Source organism: Allobosea sp. RIT-PG3_2 (genome assembly GCF_057321085.1).
The window spans coordinates 219557-236488 of the sequence record NZ_JBXWCA010000009.1 but is presented as its reverse complement, the minus strand read 5'-3'; the positions used below and the strand labels follow the sequence as shown (position 1 = coordinate 236488).

At 63.5% G+C, this 16932-nt stretch carries 16 protein-coding genes; 3 read left to right on the top strand and 13 right to left on the bottom strand.

Annotated features, from left to right (window positions below; genetic code table 11):
* Window positions 1–165: 165 nt before the first annotated feature.
* Genes AC2FAN_RS22700 through AC2FAN_RS22685 form a run of 4 tightly spaced genes read right to left on the bottom strand, consistent with a single transcriptional unit; the run spans window position 166 to window position 4610 of the window.
* Complete coding sequence (locus AC2FAN_RS22700) at window positions 166–1329, bottom strand: serine hydrolase domain-containing protein (protein ID WP_485176427.1); 1164 nt, start codon at window positions 1327–1329, stop codon at window positions 166–168.
* Window positions 1326–2906 (bottom strand): ABC transporter substrate-binding protein, encoded by a 1581-nt coding sequence (locus tag AC2FAN_RS22695; RefSeq protein ID WP_485176426.1) that lies wholly within the window; start codon window positions 2904–2906, stop codon window positions 1326–1328. The genes AC2FAN_RS22700 and AC2FAN_RS22695 overlap by 4 nt, the downstream gene beginning before the upstream one ends.
* Window positions 2907–2938: 32 nt before the next feature.
* Entirely contained in the window at window positions 2939–3271 is a 333-nt protein-coding gene (locus tag AC2FAN_RS22690; protein ID WP_485176425.1) for an AtuA-related protein, read from the bottom strand.
* A gap of 4 nt (window positions 3272–3275) precedes the next feature.
* A complete protein-coding gene (locus tag AC2FAN_RS22685; protein WP_485176424.1) occupies window positions 3276–4610 on the bottom strand; it encodes an acyclic terpene utilization AtuA family protein in 1335 nt (444 codons plus the stop codon).
* 71 nt (window positions 4611–4681) lie between these two features.
* Here AC2FAN_RS22685 and AC2FAN_RS22680 point away from each other — a divergent pair, with 71 nt between their 5' ends.
* Window positions 4682–5581: a LysR family transcriptional regulator gene (locus AC2FAN_RS22680; RefSeq protein WP_485176423.1), complete on the top strand. Its 900-nt coding sequence runs from the start codon at window positions 4682–4684 to the stop codon at window positions 5579–5581.
* Between the two features lie 659 nt (window positions 5582–6240).
* Here AC2FAN_RS22680 and AC2FAN_RS22675 read toward each other — a convergent pair.
* The 9 genes from AC2FAN_RS22675 to AC2FAN_RS22635 all read right to left on the bottom strand — a co-directional run bounded on the left by AC2FAN_RS22675 (window position 6241) and on the right by AC2FAN_RS22635 (window position 14047).
* Window positions 6241–6411: a hypothetical protein gene (locus AC2FAN_RS22675; RefSeq protein WP_485176422.1), complete on the bottom strand. Its 171-nt coding sequence runs from the start codon at window positions 6409–6411 to the stop codon at window positions 6241–6243.
* Between the two features lie 345 nt (window positions 6412–6756).
* On the bottom strand, window positions 6757–7581 hold the full coding sequence (locus AC2FAN_RS22670) for an inositol monophosphatase family protein (RefSeq protein ID WP_485176421.1): 825 nt from the start codon (window positions 7579–7581) through the stop codon (window positions 6757–6759).
* A 21-nt stretch (window positions 7582–7602) separates the two neighbouring features.
* Entirely contained in the window at window positions 7603–8445 is an 843-nt protein-coding gene (locus AC2FAN_RS22665; protein ID WP_485176420.1) for an endonuclease/exonuclease/phosphatase family protein, read from the bottom strand.
* 22 nt (window positions 8446–8467) lie between these two features.
* Window positions 8468–9334 carry a carbohydrate ABC transporter permease gene (locus tag AC2FAN_RS22660; RefSeq protein ID WP_265054400.1) on the bottom strand — a complete coding sequence of 289 codons (867 nt, stop codon included), beginning with the start codon at window positions 9332–9334 and terminating at the stop codon, window positions 8468–8470.
* Entirely contained in the window at window positions 9331–10209 is an 879-nt protein-coding gene (locus AC2FAN_RS22655) for a carbohydrate ABC transporter permease (protein WP_485176419.1), read from the bottom strand. The genes AC2FAN_RS22660 and AC2FAN_RS22655 overlap by 4 nt, the downstream gene beginning before the upstream one ends.
* 18 nt (window positions 10210–10227) lie before the next feature.
* Window positions 10228–11520, bottom strand: coding sequence for an ABC transporter substrate-binding protein (locus tag AC2FAN_RS22650; RefSeq protein WP_485176418.1), 1293 nt, complete (start codon window positions 11518–11520; stop codon window positions 10228–10230).
* Window positions 11521–11572: 52 nt separating this feature from the next.
* Window positions 11573–12616, bottom strand: a complete 1044-nt coding sequence (locus AC2FAN_RS22645) for an ABC transporter ATP-binding protein (RefSeq protein WP_485176417.1) — start codon at window positions 12614–12616, stop codon at window positions 11573–11575.
* A gap of 475 nt (window positions 12617–13091) precedes the next feature.
* Window positions 13092–13511 (bottom strand): MOSC domain-containing protein, encoded by a 420-nt coding sequence (locus AC2FAN_RS22640; protein ID WP_485176416.1) that lies wholly within the window; start codon window positions 13509–13511, stop codon window positions 13092–13094.
* Window positions 13512–13885: 374 nt separating this feature from the next.
* On the bottom strand, window positions 13886–14047 hold the full coding sequence (locus tag AC2FAN_RS22635) for a hypothetical protein (protein WP_320109567.1): 162 nt from the start codon (window positions 14045–14047) through the stop codon (window positions 13886–13888).
* A 1204-nt stretch (window positions 14048–15251) separates the two neighbouring features.
* Between AC2FAN_RS22635 and AC2FAN_RS22630 the strand changes: the two genes are divergently transcribed.
* Both AC2FAN_RS22630 and AC2FAN_RS22625 read left to right on the top strand, forming a co-directional pair.
* The gene (locus AC2FAN_RS22630) at window positions 15252–15641 is read left to right on the top strand and encodes a c-type cytochrome (RefSeq protein ID WP_265054886.1); all 390 of its coding nucleotides are present in this window, start codon (window positions 15252–15254) and stop codon (window positions 15639–15641) included.
* A gap of 435 nt (window positions 15642–16076) precedes the next feature.
* Window positions 16077–16892, top strand: coding sequence for a cytochrome c oxidase subunit II (locus AC2FAN_RS22625; RefSeq protein WP_265054405.1), 816 nt, complete (start codon window positions 16077–16079; stop codon window positions 16890–16892).
* Window positions 16893–16932: the final 40 nt, after the last annotated feature.

The window sequence follows — 16932 nt, the reverse complement described above, 5'->3', positions numbered from 1 at the left end:
GTTCCACCATTAAGCCACAACAGGTCCAGGCGACCGGCTTGGCAGGCGCCAGGGTCCGAAGGTCCAGCAAAAGAAATCGGTCACAGGCGCCTTCGCTTGCACCACGGCGCTTCAGGTCTTTGCTGCCGCACGGAAATGAGGGCCAAGTCGGCTTCGGCCGCCGCGTCAGCCGGCCGACCGGAGGCTGCCGAGCACCGCATCCTTGAAGGCAAAATGCTCGGCCTTGATATCGATGTCGTAGCTGGCCGCGAACGGAGGCTGAGGCTGGCATGACAGGGTCACGATGACGATGTCGGCCTTGCGGTTCACATACAGCGTCTGCCCGGCGAAACCTGCTGCGACCATGGAACCGTCAGGGTCGATCCACCAGCTGTAGCCATAACCGTCGGCGCCGTAGCTGTTCGTCGACGGATCGACGGCAAAGATGCGCGATCCCGCGTCGTCGAGCCAGTTTTCCGGCAGGATCCTCTCGCTGCCGATCATGCCGTCGCGAAGCAAGAACAGGCCGAACCGACCAAAATCCCGAAGCGCCATGCCTGCCCGGCTGCCGCCTATCTCCTGGCCGCCTTCGGATTCGAGCGTGTAGAACGCATCGAACTCCATGCCAAACCGCGCCCAGATCTTGCTCGACATATAGTCGGCCAGGGTTTGGCCCGTGGCCGCCGAGAGCAGGGCTCCGAGAACATAGGTATCGCCGGTGTTATATAGGAACTGCGTGCTTGGCGTATGCAGGCTGCTCACGCTCCTCATCAGCTCCAGAACGCCTCCGGGAACCTTGTCGCCGAGCGACTTGCTGTAGCGGTTCACATGGGAGTTTCGGTCCGTATAGTCCTCATTCCAGTCCATACCGGACGACATGGTGATCAGATCGCGCACGCTGACGGTGTCATAAGCGCTGCCGCGGAGCGCCGGGAGGTAATGCGAGACCGCATCCTCCAGGCTCGAAATGGCGCCGTCCCGCAATGCCACGCCGACCAGCGTCGATGTCAGCGACTTGATCATCGACATGGACGACCAACGCAGATGCTCCTCCAGGCCCAGCGCGTAGCGTTCGAGCCGGATCTTGTCGCCCTGCAAGACGAGAAGGCCGGCGACATTGGCACGATGGATGTAGTCATCGACCCCGTATCGTTCTTCCCCCACCTCGTATTCGGGAGCGATCTCGGCTGCCCGGACGAGCGGGAACGCATGAGGCCCGCGCGCGATGGTGCGCGTCGCGAACATGCTGTCGACGTTGCGATAGGCGTAGGCCTGCCACGTTGGCGAAAGCAGGAGGAAATCCTCGCCTCTCGGGACGTAGCGACGCGGCTCTGCCTTGCTTTGGCTCATGTCCGGCGCACCCCGTAGAACAGCGGCAAGCCCTTCTGCACGCCTGTCAGATTGCTGCGGTAAGCCGTCTGCTGATAGTAAAGGCCGGTCGGCGCATAGGGCACCGTCTCATAGGCCACCCGCTGGATTTCGGCGCAGATCGCAGCCTGGGCCTTTTCGTCCGCGGCCCGGAACCAGTCCATGCGCAGCTCCTCCAGGCGCGGGATATCGGACCATCCGAAGATCGCGGAAGTGCCGCTCCCGCGCAGGAAGTTGTTGCTCGACGGGTTGAGCAGGCCGACGCCGGCCGTGAAGGTTCCCACCAGATGCCAGCCGCCCTTGTCGGGGGCCTGCCGGTTATTGGCGCGGGCCAGCACCGTGCCCCAATCCATCAACTGCATGTCGATGTTGAAGCCGGCCTGCTTCAGCGCGTCCGTCACCACCTCGCCCTGGGCCTTGATCGACGCGACGTCACCCGGCACCAGGAAGACCAGAGGCTCGCCTTTGTAGCCGCCCTCCTTCAGCAATCGTTGGACGAGACCCCGATCCGGCGGCTCCTTCTGCGCAGCAGGATTAACGGGACTGGCCATCGGCGTGTCGGGCAGGAAATATCCGACCTTGTCCCGCCAGTGCTTGGAGTCCTCGCCGATGACGGCAGTCATGACGTCTTTCTGGCTGATGGCCGCCAGCGCGGCCTGCCGGATGCGCGCATTGCTCGTCGGCCCCTGCAGGAAGTTGAAGCGGATGACGCCGGCCGACCCGAAGGTGTCGATCAGGTCGAGCTTGACGTTGCCCTTGGCCGCCAGCAGGTCCCAGTAATCGGAGGCGGGCTGTTCCCACCAGTCGATCTCTCCCGTCTGCAGGGCCGAGGCCGCTGTGGCGACATCCGGCATGACCACCCACTCGACCCTGTCGAAATGGGCGACCTTGGGGCCGGCCAGCGCGCTCGTCTGCCCGCTTTGGCGCGGTACGTAGTCCGCAAATTTCTCATAGACGAGACGGCTGCCCGGCACCCTCTCTCCGGCGACGAAACGATAGGGTCCGCTGCCGGTCATCTCCGTCACCTGGACGGTCGCCTCCGTCAGGGCCAGCCGCTCCGGCATGATGACGGCATTGTTGGTCCCGAATTTTCCCAAAGCGTCTGGCAGCATCGGGAAAGGAGCTTTCAACCGAAAACGCACGGCCCGGTCCGAGACGGCCGAAAGTTCGTCTGTGAGCGCCGCCAGAACCTGGCCGACATTGTCGCGCTTCCACCATCTCTTCACGCTCGCGACGACATCGCGGGCCAGGACCGGCGAACCGTCGTGGAAACGCAAGCCTTCCCGCAGAGTGAGCGTCCACTGCCGCCCGTCCTGCTCCACAAGGTGGCCCTCGATCATCTGCGGCTGGGCGCGATTGTGCTCGTCGGCTCCGTACAGTGTGTCGAAGATCAACATCGCGTGGTTTCGCGTGACGTAGGACACGCTCATGATCGGGTCGAGGATCGCCACGTCGGATTGCGGCGCGAATTTCAGGACCGAAGCGCCCTGGGCTCGCGCGATGGACGGCATGCACAAAGCTGTTGTCATGCCGGCGAGGAATGCGCGTCTTGTGGCCATTTCGTTCCCTCTTTGCGTTTGTTTTCGTTTTTTCAGCGCCCGTCATCCGCCAAGCGAGGCGGTTCCGGCAGATCGAGATCGAGCAATGCGGAACTGAGGCCCTTGCCATGGGCGTCGAGCGCCAGAGAGCGCGTGACGCCGCCGCCCAAGGCGCCGCGCATGACGAAGTTCAGGGCGCACAGGGTGGGTAGTTCGTAGCGCGTGACAGGACAGGTCGCGATCCCGCGGAAACGTTCGGCTACGAGCGCGGCCGTAACGTGCTCGGCGATGAAGGGGTAGTCGCGTTCGTCGAAGGCGATGACGGAGATGGTTGCGACGTTGCCCTTGTCGCCGGTCCGGGAATGCGCAATCTGGCGAAGCTTCATGACGTCAGGCCTCGAAGAAGCTGAGCTGGGTCGACACCATGGTTTTGGGCACCAGCGCCGATGCGATCGCTACGATGGGTCTGACCGACTTCCAGCACCCGCCACCTCCGGCCGGGCCGTTTGTGTAGAGCGCCTCGACCTCATCTCCGATCGCCCTCGCATCATCCGCGGCTTCGGTGCGCGCGGCGACACGGATGCGGACCTCGTAAGGTTCGCTCCGGCGCGAGAGCTCGGCGCCGTGCAATGCGTCGACACCGATCAGATCGAAGCGCGCTTCCGTCATGGGGATACCGCAGAGCGCCAGGCGTTCGCGTACGATATCGAGCGCCAGGCGAGCACGTTCGACCGCACTGCTGCCTGCGTAGGAAATCTGCCCCTCGCCGACAAAACCATCCCGATAGCCGATGGAGACCTTGAGAGAGCCGGTGCTGGGCTCTCCGCTTCCGCCTTCGACGGCCACGCGGTCCCGCCCCGCGCAGCGTACGCGCACATGCGAGAAATCCGCGACGACGTCAGGCTGGAGATAGCGCGCCGGGTCCTCGATCTCGTAGAGCAGCTGCTCCTTCACCGTGGCCGTTGTCACCGCTCCACCCGCCGTGTCGAGCTTCGTCACGACAAGGTCGCCGCTCTCGCCGACCTCCCCGATTGGAAATCCCAGACGTGCCAGATTGGGGACATCCTTGACTCCGGGATCGGCGAAATAGCCGCCGGTGATCTGTCCCGCGCATTCGAGCAGATGGCCGGCGAGAACCCCCTTGCCGAGCTTCTCCCAATCGTCCGCCGCCCAGCCGAATGCATGGATCAACGGGCCAAGGAACAGGGCGGGATCGGCTGCGCGGCCCGTCACCACGACATCCGCCCCAGCGGCCAGAGCCTCGGCAATCGGGTGCCCGCCGATATAAGCGTTGGCCGAGATCACGCGATCATAGAGATCCGACAGCGAGCCGCCCTCCAGGAGGGCGATGTCGCTGCGACGTATCGTTTCGAGGATGTCGTCGCCGGTGACCGCCGCAACCTTGAGGCCAGACAAGCCCTGCCGCCGGGCCACATCGCGGACGAGCTCCGCGGCCGCCAGCGGATTGGCGGCCCCCATATTGGTCACGATCCGCGTACCCGCCTCCTGGCACGGCCGAAGCACGGCCAGCATGCGTCGCTCGAGCAGAGGATCGTAACCCTTGGACGCATCGGCGAGCCGCGCCTGTTGGGCCAGAGCGATTGTCCTCTCGGCGAGGCATTCGAACACGAGGTAGTCCAGACACCCATGCCGGGCGAGCTCAAGGGCGGGCTCGATGCGATCCCCCGCGAAACCTGCCCCTGCACCAATTCTGATCGTTCTCATGTCGCGCAGGCTGCGGGCAGCACAGCGATTAATCAATTGAAATAATTCAATTACTAAAATAGCTTTTCACTATGGATCTCAGCCTGCGTCAGATCAAAGCGTTCGTGGCCGTCGCACGGCTGAGCAGTTTCACGCGCGCCGCGGCGTTGCTGCATGTCGCCCAGCCAACCTTGACGGTGCAGATCCGGAAACTCGAAGAGACGCTGACGGTCCGTCTCTTTGATCGAACTTCGCGTTCCGTCACCCTGACCCAGGCGGGGCGGGACTTGCTGCCTGTCCTGGGACGATTGGTCCAAGAGCTGGACGGCATCGTCGGCGACGTACGAAGCCAGGGCACCGACTACCAGGGGCTCGTGAAGATCGCCGCGCTGCCGACCGCTGCCGCTGGCCTTCTGCCAAAAGCCATCAAATCCTTTCGCGCCGCTCATCCCGGGGCCGATTTCCGCATAAGGGATGTCATCGCACGCCGCATCCTGTCCTTGGTGGACGCAGAGGAAGTCGACCTTGGAATAACCGGCGGTCCGACGAACATGGCTGACGTCGACGTGCTGCTGGCTCTCGAGGACAGCATGCATGTCGTCTTCCCGCTCGCCCACCCGCTTGCTGAGGCGCAAACGATAACGCCCGACCTGTTGCTTCGTTATCCGCTGATCATGATGCATCCCGATACCAGCGTCCGGGCGGTGGTCGAGGCGGGCTTCCATACAGCCGGTCTGATCCCGACAGCGGCTGGGGAAGCGACCTACATGATGACTGCTGCCGGCATGGTGGACGCGGGCCTGGGCATCACTTTCCTGCCCTCATCCGCAAAGGAGATCGAAGCCTTCCCGACCCTATCCTCGCGCCCGATAGAAGCAGCAGGCTTCGTCAGGCCTATCAGTCTTGTCAAGAAGAGCGGGCGTCCGCTGCCGAGACTTCCTGCGATGTTCGTCAGCCACCTGCGCGAGACGATCATTGTATCGACCTCGTGAGCGTACCGCGACCAACTACTACCTAGCGCCAATAGCGGCACCTAGTTCGCTGCCCGAAAGCGGACCTTCCGATCTCGATGTTCAAGGCGCTGATCCTTCAGGCGCAGCATAATCTGAGCGACGCGGGGACCGCCTGTCCTGGATGCGTTGCCTGCACTCGATCTTGGCGCTCCGACGCCCGACGAGAACACGATCCGGCACTTCCGCAACAGACTGGCTGAACCGGCACGCTGCGGCGGGCGATGAAGGCCTCCGACTGGCAACTGCAGAAGAAGGGCTACATCCCGATGTCGGGTCAGATCGTCGATGCCTTCCTCGTGCCCGCACCCAAGCAGCGGAACACGGAGCGGAGAAGGAGGCGATCACGCCTGGCAAGACTGCCCAGGAGATCTGGCCCGATGAACCCAGCAAGGCGGCGCAAAGGACGTCGATGCGCGCTGGACGCTCAAGATCGGCGGCAAGATCTGGTACGGCCCGACGGCACGCCCTTGCGCAGATCGCCTTGCCAGCCTTCGGCTATAAACCCATATCGCGATCCACCGTCGTTTCGGCTTCATCCGGGAGAGCGCGGTGACCTCGGCAGCGCATGCCGATGGGCGGATGCTATCGCGCCTGGTGGCGACGCAGAACACCGCCTGCGAGGTCCGGGCCGACAGCGCCTACCGATCACAGGGGAAGAAAAGCTCTGCGGCGAAGATGCTGGTCAGCCGAATCCATCGCCGCAACCGCCCGGACGGCCGATGCCGCAGCATGTCGCGCGCGCCAATGCCGGCAAGTCGGCGATGCGGCCTGCGGTCGAGCACGTCGTCGCCCATCAGAAGCGAGTTCACGCTGAGCCTTCTCTGGGAACGGGTCGGCCTAACGGCTCTGCTCAACCATGGGCATCGATTGCGAAGAATGCGACCAGTGCGGCGATTGCCAAGCGCCCGCGCCGACGCAGCAGGCAAGACAAGAATCCGCAAATTCAGGAATGGATTACTTGTCTCGACGCAAGGATCGATGTTTGCCGTTGTGATGGCCTTGTCGTATAATCAGTCAAATTTAAGATTTAATTACAGTAGCTTAAGCCGATTATCAAAGTCCCTCTCCCACCAACTTTCTCGCGAAGCTTGGGCTCACGGTCGATCTTTCGAAATCCCGGATGTCTGCGGCAGCATCGCAGCCCTGCGTGCCGGTCAGGCGGCCAGGATGGCCCTGATCTGGCGCCAGCTCTCTGCATCGGGCGCGCAGAGCAAGCCGGTGGATGGCCGTCCCGCGCGATACACGCTGCCGTCAAGCATCCGGGCATGCCCTCCGGCCTCGCTGAAAAGCAGGGCGCCCGGCGCGTGATCCCAGGGATTCAGGACACCGTAGAGCAGGAAATCGCAACGCCCTCCGGCCGCGAGCCGGTATTCATGCCCGCAGCAACGCAGCGACGAGACATTCGCGAAAGCCGGGAATCGCCCGGGAAGCGCGTTCCGTAGCAGTTCGGGAAAATACTGCCAGCTCACCATGCCGCTCATCGCCGCTGGCGTTGCCGCCTTGCCGACGCGCAGGTCGCGAGCTTCGCCACCACATCCGCGCAGCCAGGCACCTTCCCCCCGCAGGGCGAGCGCGCTGTCGGCGAGGATGGGGTCGTGGATCACAGCCGCCACGGTTTCGCCCTTGACGGTGGCGGCTGCCATGACGGCGAAAAGCGGCAAGTCGGAGGCATAGTTCAGCGTGCCGTCGATCGGATCGATTACGAAGGCGAGCTCAGCATCCGCCAATTGGCTCAGCACCGCCGGATCACGCGTCGCCGCCTCCTCGCCGACCAGCAGCGCGCCGGGAAACGCCCGCTCGAGCTCGGCATAGATGAAGCGCTCCGCCGCTTCGTCGGCTTCCGTCACGCGATCGCCTGGCGCGGACTTTGCGCGGACATCCCCCTGCGCCAGCTTGCGGAAGCGCGGCATGACCTCGCGGCGCGCGGCCTCAATGAGAATGCTGTCGAGCCTGTCGTGGTCCTGCCGCGTGAAGATCATCACAGTACCGCCTGCCCGCGCTCAGCCGGCATCGAACGCGACCAGGATCGGCTGATGATCCGAGGCGCGCGTCTCGACGTCGCAGACGATGCTGCGGGCTCGGGCGGCCAGTTCGGGCGTCGCCAGCACATAGTCGAGGCAGCCCGGCGGACCAAAGGTCTGGTCGACGATGAAGGCGGTAGGCGGCGGCGGGGCCTCCCCCATCAGCGCCGGCCAGAGATCGGCAAGCGTTGGCGTTTCGCTATCGAAGGGGGCCATCAGCCGCGCCAGTGACGGATCGTCGGGCCGCATGTTGAGATCGCCGGTCAGGATCGCGCTCGCCGTGTTCGGCGTCGGCGCATAGGTGTGCTGCCCAGGCGCTCGCGGCGTGCGTGCACGGGCTGCCGCCATGCGATGAGCCTCGCGGATGCCCTCGACCTGTGCCGCGCGCAGCGCAGGCGAGGAATATTCGAGATGCGTCGTCATCACCCGCACCGACCCGAACGGCGCCACGACGACCGCCTCGACCAGCACGCGCGGCATGTTGCTCGTCGCCGCCGCCTCCCAGGGCAGGAGGTGGCGCAGTGCCTGCGCGACGGGGTAGCGACTCAGGATCAGGTTGCCGAAGCGCTTGCGCCCGCCCTTGCCGTCATCGACATCAACCCCGATGCCCTCGATCGCAGTGAAGCCCGGCAGGAGTTGCGAAAACAGCGCGAACTGGTCCGTCGTATCGTTGCCATCGAGATCGGGGAAATTGGCCGCGACCTCCTGTAGGCAGAGCACGTCGAAATCCGCCATCGCGCGGGCGTGTTCGATGATCCGGCGCGGATCGACGACATCGTCCGTCCCCCGCGCCCATTGGATGTTCCAGGTGATCAACTTCATCTGATCAGCTTCGCCCGATGCCTTATTTGATCCCTGCGCGCATAAAGCTCTGCACGAACTGACGCTGGAACAGCAGGAAGCCGACGAGCAGAGGCGCCGAGGTCATCAGGGTCGCAGCGCAGATCACCGCCCAGTCGATGCCCTGATCGCTTGACGAGAACACTTGCAGGCCGACGGTCAGCGGCCGTGATTCGACCGAATTCGTGACCAGCAGCGGCCAGAGGAAGTTGTTCCAGTGGTAGCTGACCGAGACCAGCCCATAGGCGATATAGGTCGGCTTCGCGAGCGGAACATAGACCTTGATCAGCACCTGCAGCGGGCTCGCGCCCTCGACGCGAGCGGCATCGTCGAGCTCCTTGGGTACGGTCTTGAACGTCTGCCTGAGCAGAAAGATGCCGAAGGCCGAGGCGATGTAGGGCAGCGCGATCGCGGGAATGGTGTCGATCAGGTTGACTTTGGCGAGCGTGCGGTAGTTCTCGACGATCAGCGCATCCGGCATGATCATCAGCTGGGCCAGGATCAGCGCGAAGGCAACGTCGCGCCCCCAGAAATCCTGCCGCGCTAGCGCATAAGCCGCGAGCGTCCCCAGCACAAGCTGGAAGGCGAGGATCATCGTCACCAGGATGAAGGTGTTGAGGAAATAGCGGGCGAAGGGCGCCGCCGCCCAGGCGCGGGCGAAATTGTCCAGCGTCAGCGGCGCGGTGAGAACGAAGCGCGTCGTATATTCGGCCGGGTGGAAGGCGGCCCAGACTGCATAGGCCAGCGGCAGGACCCAGAGCAGCGCGAGCAGGATCGCCCCGGTCGATTCCAGCGTCAGCGAGAGACCCTTCGGAGCGTAGGGGTCGGTGCGCGCCGCATGCGCGGCCGGCTGCGCGACGGGAGCGCTCATCGATAATGCGTCCTGCGCTCGAGGATGCCGTATTGGGCGAAGGCGACGAGCGCGAGCAGCGCCAGCAGCACACAGGTCAGCGTCGCCGCATAGGCCGTATCCCAGAAGCTGAAGCCGACCTGATAGATGTAGAACAGCAAAAGCGTGGTCGCGTTGTCGGGCCCGCCGCGCGTCATGACGAAGATATGGTCGACCATGCGGAAGGCGTTGATCACGGCGTTGATCAGCACGAACAGCGTCGTCGGCATCAGCAGCGGGAACTGGATCCGCCGAAAGTAAGTCCAGCGCGAGGCGCCCTCAATCGCGGCCGCCTCGCCCAGGCTCGGCGGCAGGGCCTGGAGCGCCGCGAGGTAGAAGATCATGAAGAAGCCGGCTTCCTTCCAGATCGCCACTATGGTGATGGCGGAAAGCGCCGTGTCCTGGGAACCCAGCCAGTTGGTGTTGCGCCCGCCGAAGAATCCGACGATCTGTTCCAGCAGCCCGTATTGCGGGGTGAAGAAGAACAGCCAGATATTGGCCACCGCGATCATCGGCAGGATCGTCGGCGTGAAGAAAGCCATTCGCACCCAGGTCCGCCCGACGATCTTGTCGTTGACCCAGACCGCCATCAGCAGTGCGAGCGCGATCGAGGCCGGAATCGTGCCGAGCGCGAACCAGAGATTGTTCGACATCGCCTTCCAGAAGATCGGGTCGGCGAGCATCTGCTCGTAGTTGTCGAGGCCGACGAAGCGCGCCGGGCGGCGCGCCTTGGCTGTCGAATGGAAGCTCTCGATCAGGCTCGCGACCGCCGGCCAATGCGTGAAGAGCACAAGGCAGGCCATGGCAGGCAGCAAAAGCAGCCAGCCGTGGACCGTGGCGGTCGCGCGGTTGTTCATCGCCAAAAGGTCTTGACCTCAGCGATACGGCTTCAGGATGCGCTCGGCCTCGGCCTGCGCGTCCTCCATCGCCTTCTGCGGCGCCTTGGTGCCGGTCAGCACCGCCTGCAACCCATCGTTCAGCGCCTTGGTGACGCGCTGGTTCTCATGGGTCGAGAGCTCGGCCACGGCATTGGGCAGTTGGTCGCGCGCCACCAGCGCCTGCGGGAAATCGGCGACGTATTTCTTCATCGCCTCCGTCTCGTAGGAGGCGGGTGTCACCGCCACATAGCCGGTTTCGATGCTCCATTGGGCCGCGCGCTCCGGCGTCGTGATCCAGCGCACGAACTTGACGGCGGCTTCCTGCTCGGCGGGCGTGGCCTTCTTGGACAGGTAGAAATTGCCGCCGCCCGTCGGACTGCCGAAGCGTTTGCCGGCCGGCAGCAGCCCGACGCCGAAGGGAAACTTGGCGTTGGCGCGCACATTGGTCAGGTTGCCGGTGGTGGTCCACATCATCGCGACCTTCTTCTCGAAGAAGTCCTTCGGCGTGGTGCCCCATTCGACGATGCCGGTCGGGTGCACCTTGTACTTCTGCGCGAGGTCGACCCAGTATTGCAGCGCCTCGACGACACCCGGATTGGCGAAGTCGGTCTTGTCGCCGGCGGCATTGGCGAGGATCGCGCCGGCCTGCGTCGAGAGGCCCTGGAACAGCCAGTAGGGGAAGCCTGAGGACGGGATCTGGATGCCCCATTGCGTGACATTGCCGGCAGCGTCGCGCTTGGTCAGCTTCTGCGCGAATTCGACCTGCTCGGCCCAGTTCTTCGGGGGCTTGTCGGGGTCGAGCCCGGCCTCCTTGAACAGCTCCTTGTTCCAGTACAGCACCACCGTCGAGCGCTGGAACGGAATGCCCCAGGTCTTGCCGCCGGACTGGCTGTTTTCCATGAAACCGGGGAAGAATGAGCCGAGCCACTTCTTGTCGTCGTCGCTCTTGATGAAGCTGTCGAAGGGCACGATGGCCTCTTCGTCGATTAGCGTGAACATGTCGGTCGAGAGCAGCACCGAGAGCACCGGCGGGGTGCCGCTCTTATGCGCGGTCAGCGCCTTGACGATGGTCTCCTGATAGGTGCCGGCATAGATCGGCTTGACCTTGATCGAGGGATTTTCCTTCTCGAAGCCGGCGGCATAGGCATCGATCAGCTTGGTGATCGGCCCGCCGACCGCGACCGGGTAGAAAAAGGAGATCTCCGTTGCCTGCTGCGCGAGGGCAAGGCCCGGCAGGGCCAGAGATCCCGCGAGCGCGGCAGCGCCGCCCAACACTTCACGCCTGTCCATTCTGTAGTCCTCCCCTGTGAGATGGCTCGCGCCCGACCCTTGTAAGCAGGTCCTAACCCCGAACCACTTTGCGCTCGGACGCCTGGTCGAACCAGTGCAGTCCCGATTGTGACAATGTGATGTAGACCTTTTCGCCCGGCTTCGTCCGCACCTTGCCGGGGCGCCGGACGATGAAGCCATGCCCGCCGATGCGGGTTTCAACCAGCGTATCGGCACCGAGATATTCCACCGCGACCACATCGGCCGCGATGCCGCTGTCGCCGAGTTCGGTCATCTCGGGGCGGATGCCGACGGCAAGCTTGGCCGGGTCGAGGCCCGGCGGCGGCGTCAACTGCCCCACACTACCGGCCGCCACAATGGCCGACAGCGGCACGACATTCATCGGCGGCGTTCCCACGAAGCGCGCGACGAAGATGCTCGCCGGATTCTCGTAGATCTCGTCGGGCGGCGCATCCTGTTCGATGCGGCCGTTGCGCATCAGCACGACCTGGTCGGCCATGGTCATCGCCTCGACCTGGTCATGCGTGACATAGACCATGGTGATCCCCAGCCGCTGTTGGAGCTCGCGAATCTCGCGGCGCATCTCGACCCGAAGCTGCGCATCCAGATTCGAAAGCGGCTCGTCCATCAGGCAGACGGGAGCCTCGGCGACTATCGCGCGCCCGAGCGCGACGCGTTGCTGCTGCCCACCCGACAGTTGTGAAGGCTTGCGGTCGAGCAGACCACCCAGCCCGAGAATATCGGCGGCCCGCGCCAGCCGCGCATCGCGCTCGGCGCGCGGGACCTTCCGCACCTGCAATCCGAAGGCGATGTTCTCCGCGACCGACAGATGCGGAAACAGCGCGTAGTTCTGGAACACCATCGCGATGCCGCGCTTCGATGGCTGGGCGTAGGTGACATCGCGCCCGCCGATCATGATCGCGCCGCTGCTGGTGTCCTCTAGCCCGGCGATCAGGCGTAGCGTCGTCGACTTTCCACAGCCGGACGGCCCCAGCAGCGCGACGAGCTTGCCGCCCTCCACGGCGAAGCTGACCTCGTCGACCGCCGCAGCGCCGCCCCAGGTTTTCGAAACGGCTTTCAGCTCAACAGAAACCATGCGCTATCCGGTTTGCCGCACCAAATGCCATCTTGGAGCCGGCACATGATCTGCTGTTCCCTCTTGACCAGGAGCATGAGGCCAAAACGCGCCAATGCACAAGGGCATGCCTATGCTCGGAAAGTAGCACGGCGGAGCTCCCGGACTGGGGTTTTACGTCAGAACTTTAACCCTCGTAGCGAGCAAAGCCCCACCCGCCGCCGCTGGTGTGCCGCCGGCCGATGCGCGCTTCGTTGCGCATTTCGATCGCTGATCAAAGGGTAACTTGCCTCCTGACCTTCACGAACCGACGCGTCGCTCAGTCCTGACAAGTCAACCAGCGGCGTGTCGTGCCCGGGGGTGAAGCTCAAGCTCATGTGCGTCGGCACGCCCGAAGACTGGCAGCCTTTCTCGAACCCTAGCAGCGACGTGGCACATACATTTCCGCAGCCACGTGCTCACTTCGGATAGGTGTGATCTGGTGTGCACTCGTAAGCTACCGGCGGAAATGGGCCGCGACAGCGGTTGGAAGCGAGGCTACGTCATCGCCGACGCCGATGGTTCCGCTTACGACAATGCGGGCTGTGATGCCGCCGAGTCCCCGCACTGCATTGTATCCGCCTACCCCCAAGATTTCTTCCATGCGAGAGCACGGATGACACTCTCCGGTCGTTTCCAAGACAGTGGAACCGATCTTGAATCGCTTCTCCTTGAGAGCGAGCAGATTGATGCCGCAGGTTACGACGTTGCGCCGCAAATCCTCGGGAAAAACTTGCGGGCGCCCGATGTGGCTCGCGATCGCGGCGAGGTGTTCGGCCTGAACCAAGGTCACTTGCCGCGCGCCTGCGGCCCGGACGTAGCGATCACCAATGATACCCTGCACCAGATCAAGATCCGCGCTTTGTACAGGAAGCATTGGCTCTCGGCGGCGCGGCCGGAGGCCAATCCAAATAACCTGCCCCGGTTTCACCGGGGCGTTCAAGAGTTGGGAAAGGGCAGACGAGGGATTGAGAGCCATAACGTCACGCCGAGCAAGCGAGTATCTGCCTCGCGTTTCTGGCGAGGAGCCGACGACGCTTCCGAATGGTGCCACTTCGCTTTCTCAAGGGACAATCCTTGTCGCTGTTCGAGATCGCTGACCACCAATTCATTCTTAGCACAAGCTGCTCGGCTCAAGACAGGCGGGCGCCAGTTGCCGACGTACCAAGGCCGCCGGAAGGCGGAACTCAGCCAACTGCAGGGCTCAGCAGACTAAGCAAACGCAACATAGGTGAATACCGGCTTCCAACTTCAGAAGCTGATCCTGATCTGAGCGCTTCCGCCGAGGCGTCTGGTGTTGGCGGAGAGCTCGCTGTCGAGGCGGACGCCAAGGGTGACCCGCTCACCGAGTCTGGCATTGAGCCCGGCCGCGAGCAGAGCGGCGTTGGTGGCGGGCCTCGTGCCTTGTGTCACGAAGCTCGCTCCGGGCAGCGCGATCAGGCCTACGGTGATCTCAGCATCCCGCTGGAAGCCGCGCCCAGGAGGCGCGATCTATCAATCCTTGTCGATCTTGCCTAGAAGTATCGCCCTTGTGGGCGTCAGCCCAGTCGCGGATCTCTGACGTGAGACGACTGAACTCCTGGCCCCTTCGGACCCCTCAAGTCCGTCGCTTAGCGCCGCCGCGCGCGAGGGCCGCACGATACTCGTCCTGTCATTGGACTGCTCCGACATCATGTGAGCTCAACCGGCCCCGCCGATTGTTCATCGAGCAATTCGGCCGCCGCCCGAATGAGCGCTTCCGGAGGCGTCATGTCTTCCTGCAGATGCCATTCGACAAAATCGCGGCCCTTACCGGATCGCTCCGCGAGGAGCGCAACCCAATCGCGTTCCGGGTTAGCGGAGGAACGCCTTCAGCCTGACCGGTTCGCAGTGAGTGATCCCGTCGGAGGAGTCGGTCGACTTCGAGAAGGCCGAAAGCGGGGCGTCAAGCCGAAGGCGGTGGTGGAGTTGCAGGGGCCTTGTTTAGGAGAGTTGCTCTTCACCACTCAGCCTCGCGCCGAGTGGTGAATTGATTCTGACAAGAAGGCATCGGCGAGTTGCAGGGATAGCACCTAACCGAACGTCGACGACCGGTCATGGCTCCCAACAGCATATGTTGAAGTGCCCGGTGCGCCGCCCACATTTGCCTGAGGTGCGAGCGCTTTCCGATCGAGTTTTGTCGCAACGAAAAGGGATAGCGGATTGATCGCGCCGCTGTACCGTCTGAGTGCCGACGAAGCTAGGGCCGACGGCGCGAAGACCCCAGCATCGCAGCGACGGCGGCCCTGGCGTTCCAGAGGCATGATCTCGCGCTTCAAAAGCTCGCCCTAATTGCCTACATAAACTCGGAAAATACTTTGTAGCCTATGGCGCCACCCTCTGATGTGGACGATGGCTACGGTGTTCCTTCCTGATAGCAGCCGGCTGACCGAGCGAGGCTACGGACGTGTTGCGCACGTTCGCCGCCCGTTGGGGCGGCGAACGAAATTGGCCCCATTTCGGACTCTGGGAGCGTCTGCTGTCGGGCACCTTGGATTGGAGGCAGGCCGGCAATGATGTAGACATATTGCGAAAGGTTGTGCGGCTTGACCGCCCGCCCGGCGGAAAGGTCGCTTCCGAATTCGAGGGAGAACCTTCGATGCTGCGCTCGACCTTGATGGCCTCGTTGATGCTTGCGGCCCTGTCCCATCCAGCCAAGGCGGCCGGCGAGCCCGCCGCGGGTGAGAAGGTCTTTCAAAAATGCCGTGCCTGCCACCAGATCGGGGAAACGGCGAAGAACGCCGTCGGGCCGAGATTGAACGGCCTCCTCGGTCGGCCGGCGGGATCGATCGAGGGCTACAGTTATTCGGCCGCCAATAAGAGCTCCGGCATCGTGTGGGACGAGCCCACGTTCCGGGATTACATCAAGGCGCCGCAGGTAAAGATCCCAAGCACCAAGATGGTGTTCCCGGGCCTAAAAACCGATCAGGAAATCGACGACATCGTTGCCTTCCTCAAGCAATTTGACGCTGACGGAAAGAAAAAATAGCCTTATCGGCGCTTGAAGCAGCCGTGACGACTCCGGGCTGCGATATCGGATCGATTGACAACTCCCGCGAGCAGGACGACAACATGAGGCGACTATGGGCTGGAGGCTTGAGTGTCCTGCGGCCTGGCTGAGAGCTTATGCGTCAGATGCGACGCGTGGTCGTCCAAGCGAACCATAGGTTCGGTGATGGCGAACAGGAAGCAAAACTTGCAGCCCGACGGTGCGTTCGCTCGAGCCCGCGCCCCACGGCAGTCATGTGCCTTCCCTAATGTTGTTGTCCTCGTCCGTTTTAAGCTGACGGCCCGATTCACCTCGGGCCGCAACACCGTTCTCATGTCGAAAGTGAGCGCGTTTACGTAGCGCCGCGGCGCGTTACTCATGCTGCGGCATTGCCTGATTCCTGTTCGTTGCCGCCCTCGGCAAGGATGAAAAGGGATGGGTATCGCGGTCGTCCTAGCTCTGGTCGTGATCGGCTCAGTGGTGTTCCACTTCCTGAGTCCGTGGTGGTGGACGCCGATCGCCTCCAACTGGGGCTATATCGACGATACCATCATCATCACGTTCTGGATTACCGGCGCCGTCTTTGCGGCTGTCGTGCTGTTCATGGCCTATTGCACCTTCCGCTTTCGCCACCGCGAGGGCAGCCGCGCCGCCTATGAGCCCGAGAACAAGAGGCTCGAATGGTGGCTCGCGATCGGCACCGGCGTCGGCGTCGCCGCCATGCTCGCGCCCGGCCTCATCGTCTGGCACCAGTTCGTCACGGTTCCGAAGGACGCCACCATGGTCGAGGTCATCGGCCAGCAGTGGCAATGGGCCTACCGGCTGCCGGGCGCCGATGGCAAACTCGGCGCCTCCGATGTCGCCCATATCACCCCGGAGAACCCGCTGGGCGTCGATCCGAAAGACCCGCACGGGCAGGACGACGTCGTCATCCAGGGTGACAACCTCCATCTCCAGCTCGGCAAGCCGGTGAAGATGCTGCTGCGCGCGGTGGATGTCGTGCACGATTTCTACGTGCCGGAGTTCCGCGCCAAGATGGACATGATCCCAGGCAGCGTCACCTATTACTGGTTCACGCCGACGCTGGCCGGCACTTTCGACGTGCTTTGCGCCGAGCTCTGCGGCACCGGCCACACCTTCATGCGCGGCAATGTCGTGGTCGAGCTGGAGGGCAAGTACCAGACTTGGCTGCAGCAGCAGAAAACCTTCGCCCAGCTTCAGGCGCCCGCCAGGGCGGAGGCGAAGAACTAGGGCTAGATGCGGGGCGAACCCCGGAACGGGACTTCGCCCC

Excerpts from the sequence above, each read along its gene's own strand:
- AC2FAN_RS22685 (WP_485176424.1), bottom strand. The coding sequence starts at position 4,610 with ATGAGAACGATCAGAATTGGTGCAGGGGCAGGTTTCGCGGGGGATCGC.
- AC2FAN_RS22695 (WP_485176426.1), bottom strand. The coding sequence starts at position 2,906 with ATGGCCACAAGACGCGCATTCCTCGCCGGCATGACAACAGCTTTGTGC.
- AC2FAN_RS22690 (WP_485176425.1), bottom strand. The coding sequence starts at position 3,271 with ATGAAGCTTCGCCAGATTGCGCATTCCCGGACCGGCGACAAGGGCAAC.
- AC2FAN_RS22640 (WP_485176416.1), bottom strand. The coding sequence starts at position 13,511 with ATGCTTCCTGTACAAAGCGCGGATCTTGATCTGGTGCAGGGTATCATT.
- AC2FAN_RS22665 (WP_485176420.1), bottom strand. The coding sequence starts at position 8,445 with ATGAAGTTGATCACCTGGAACATCCAATGGGCGCGGGGGACGGACGAT.
- AC2FAN_RS22700 (WP_485176427.1), bottom strand. The coding sequence starts at position 1,329 with ATGAGCCAAAGCAAGGCAGAGCCGCGTCGCTACGTCCCGAGAGGCGAG.
- AC2FAN_RS22680 (WP_485176423.1), top strand. The coding sequence starts at position 4,682 with ATGGATCTCAGCCTGCGTCAGATCAAAGCGTTCGTGGCCGTCGCACGG.
- AC2FAN_RS22625 (WP_265054405.1), top strand. The coding sequence starts at position 16,077 with ATGGGTATCGCGGTCGTCCTAGCTCTGGTCGTGATCGGCTCAGTGGTG.
- AC2FAN_RS22645 (WP_485176417.1), bottom strand. The coding sequence starts at position 12,616 with ATGGTTTCTGTTGAGCTGAAAGCCGTTTCGAAAACCTGGGGCGGCGCT.
- AC2FAN_RS22650 (WP_485176418.1), bottom strand. The coding sequence starts at position 11,520 with ATGGACAGGCGTGAAGTGTTGGGCGGCGCTGCCGCGCTCGCGGGATCT.
- AC2FAN_RS22655 (WP_485176419.1), bottom strand. The coding sequence starts at position 10,209 with ATGAACAACCGCGCGACCGCCACGGTCCACGGCTGGCTGCTTTTGCTG.
- AC2FAN_RS22660 (WP_265054400.1), bottom strand. The coding sequence starts at position 9,334 with ATGAGCGCTCCCGTCGCGCAGCCGGCCGCGCATGCGGCGCGCACCGAC.
- AC2FAN_RS22670 (WP_485176421.1), bottom strand. The coding sequence starts at position 7,581 with ATGATCTTCACGCGGCAGGACCACGACAGGCTCGACAGCATTCTCATT.
- AC2FAN_RS22630 (WP_265054886.1), top strand. The coding sequence starts at position 15,252 with ATGCTGCGCTCGACCTTGATGGCCTCGTTGATGCTTGCGGCCCTGTCC.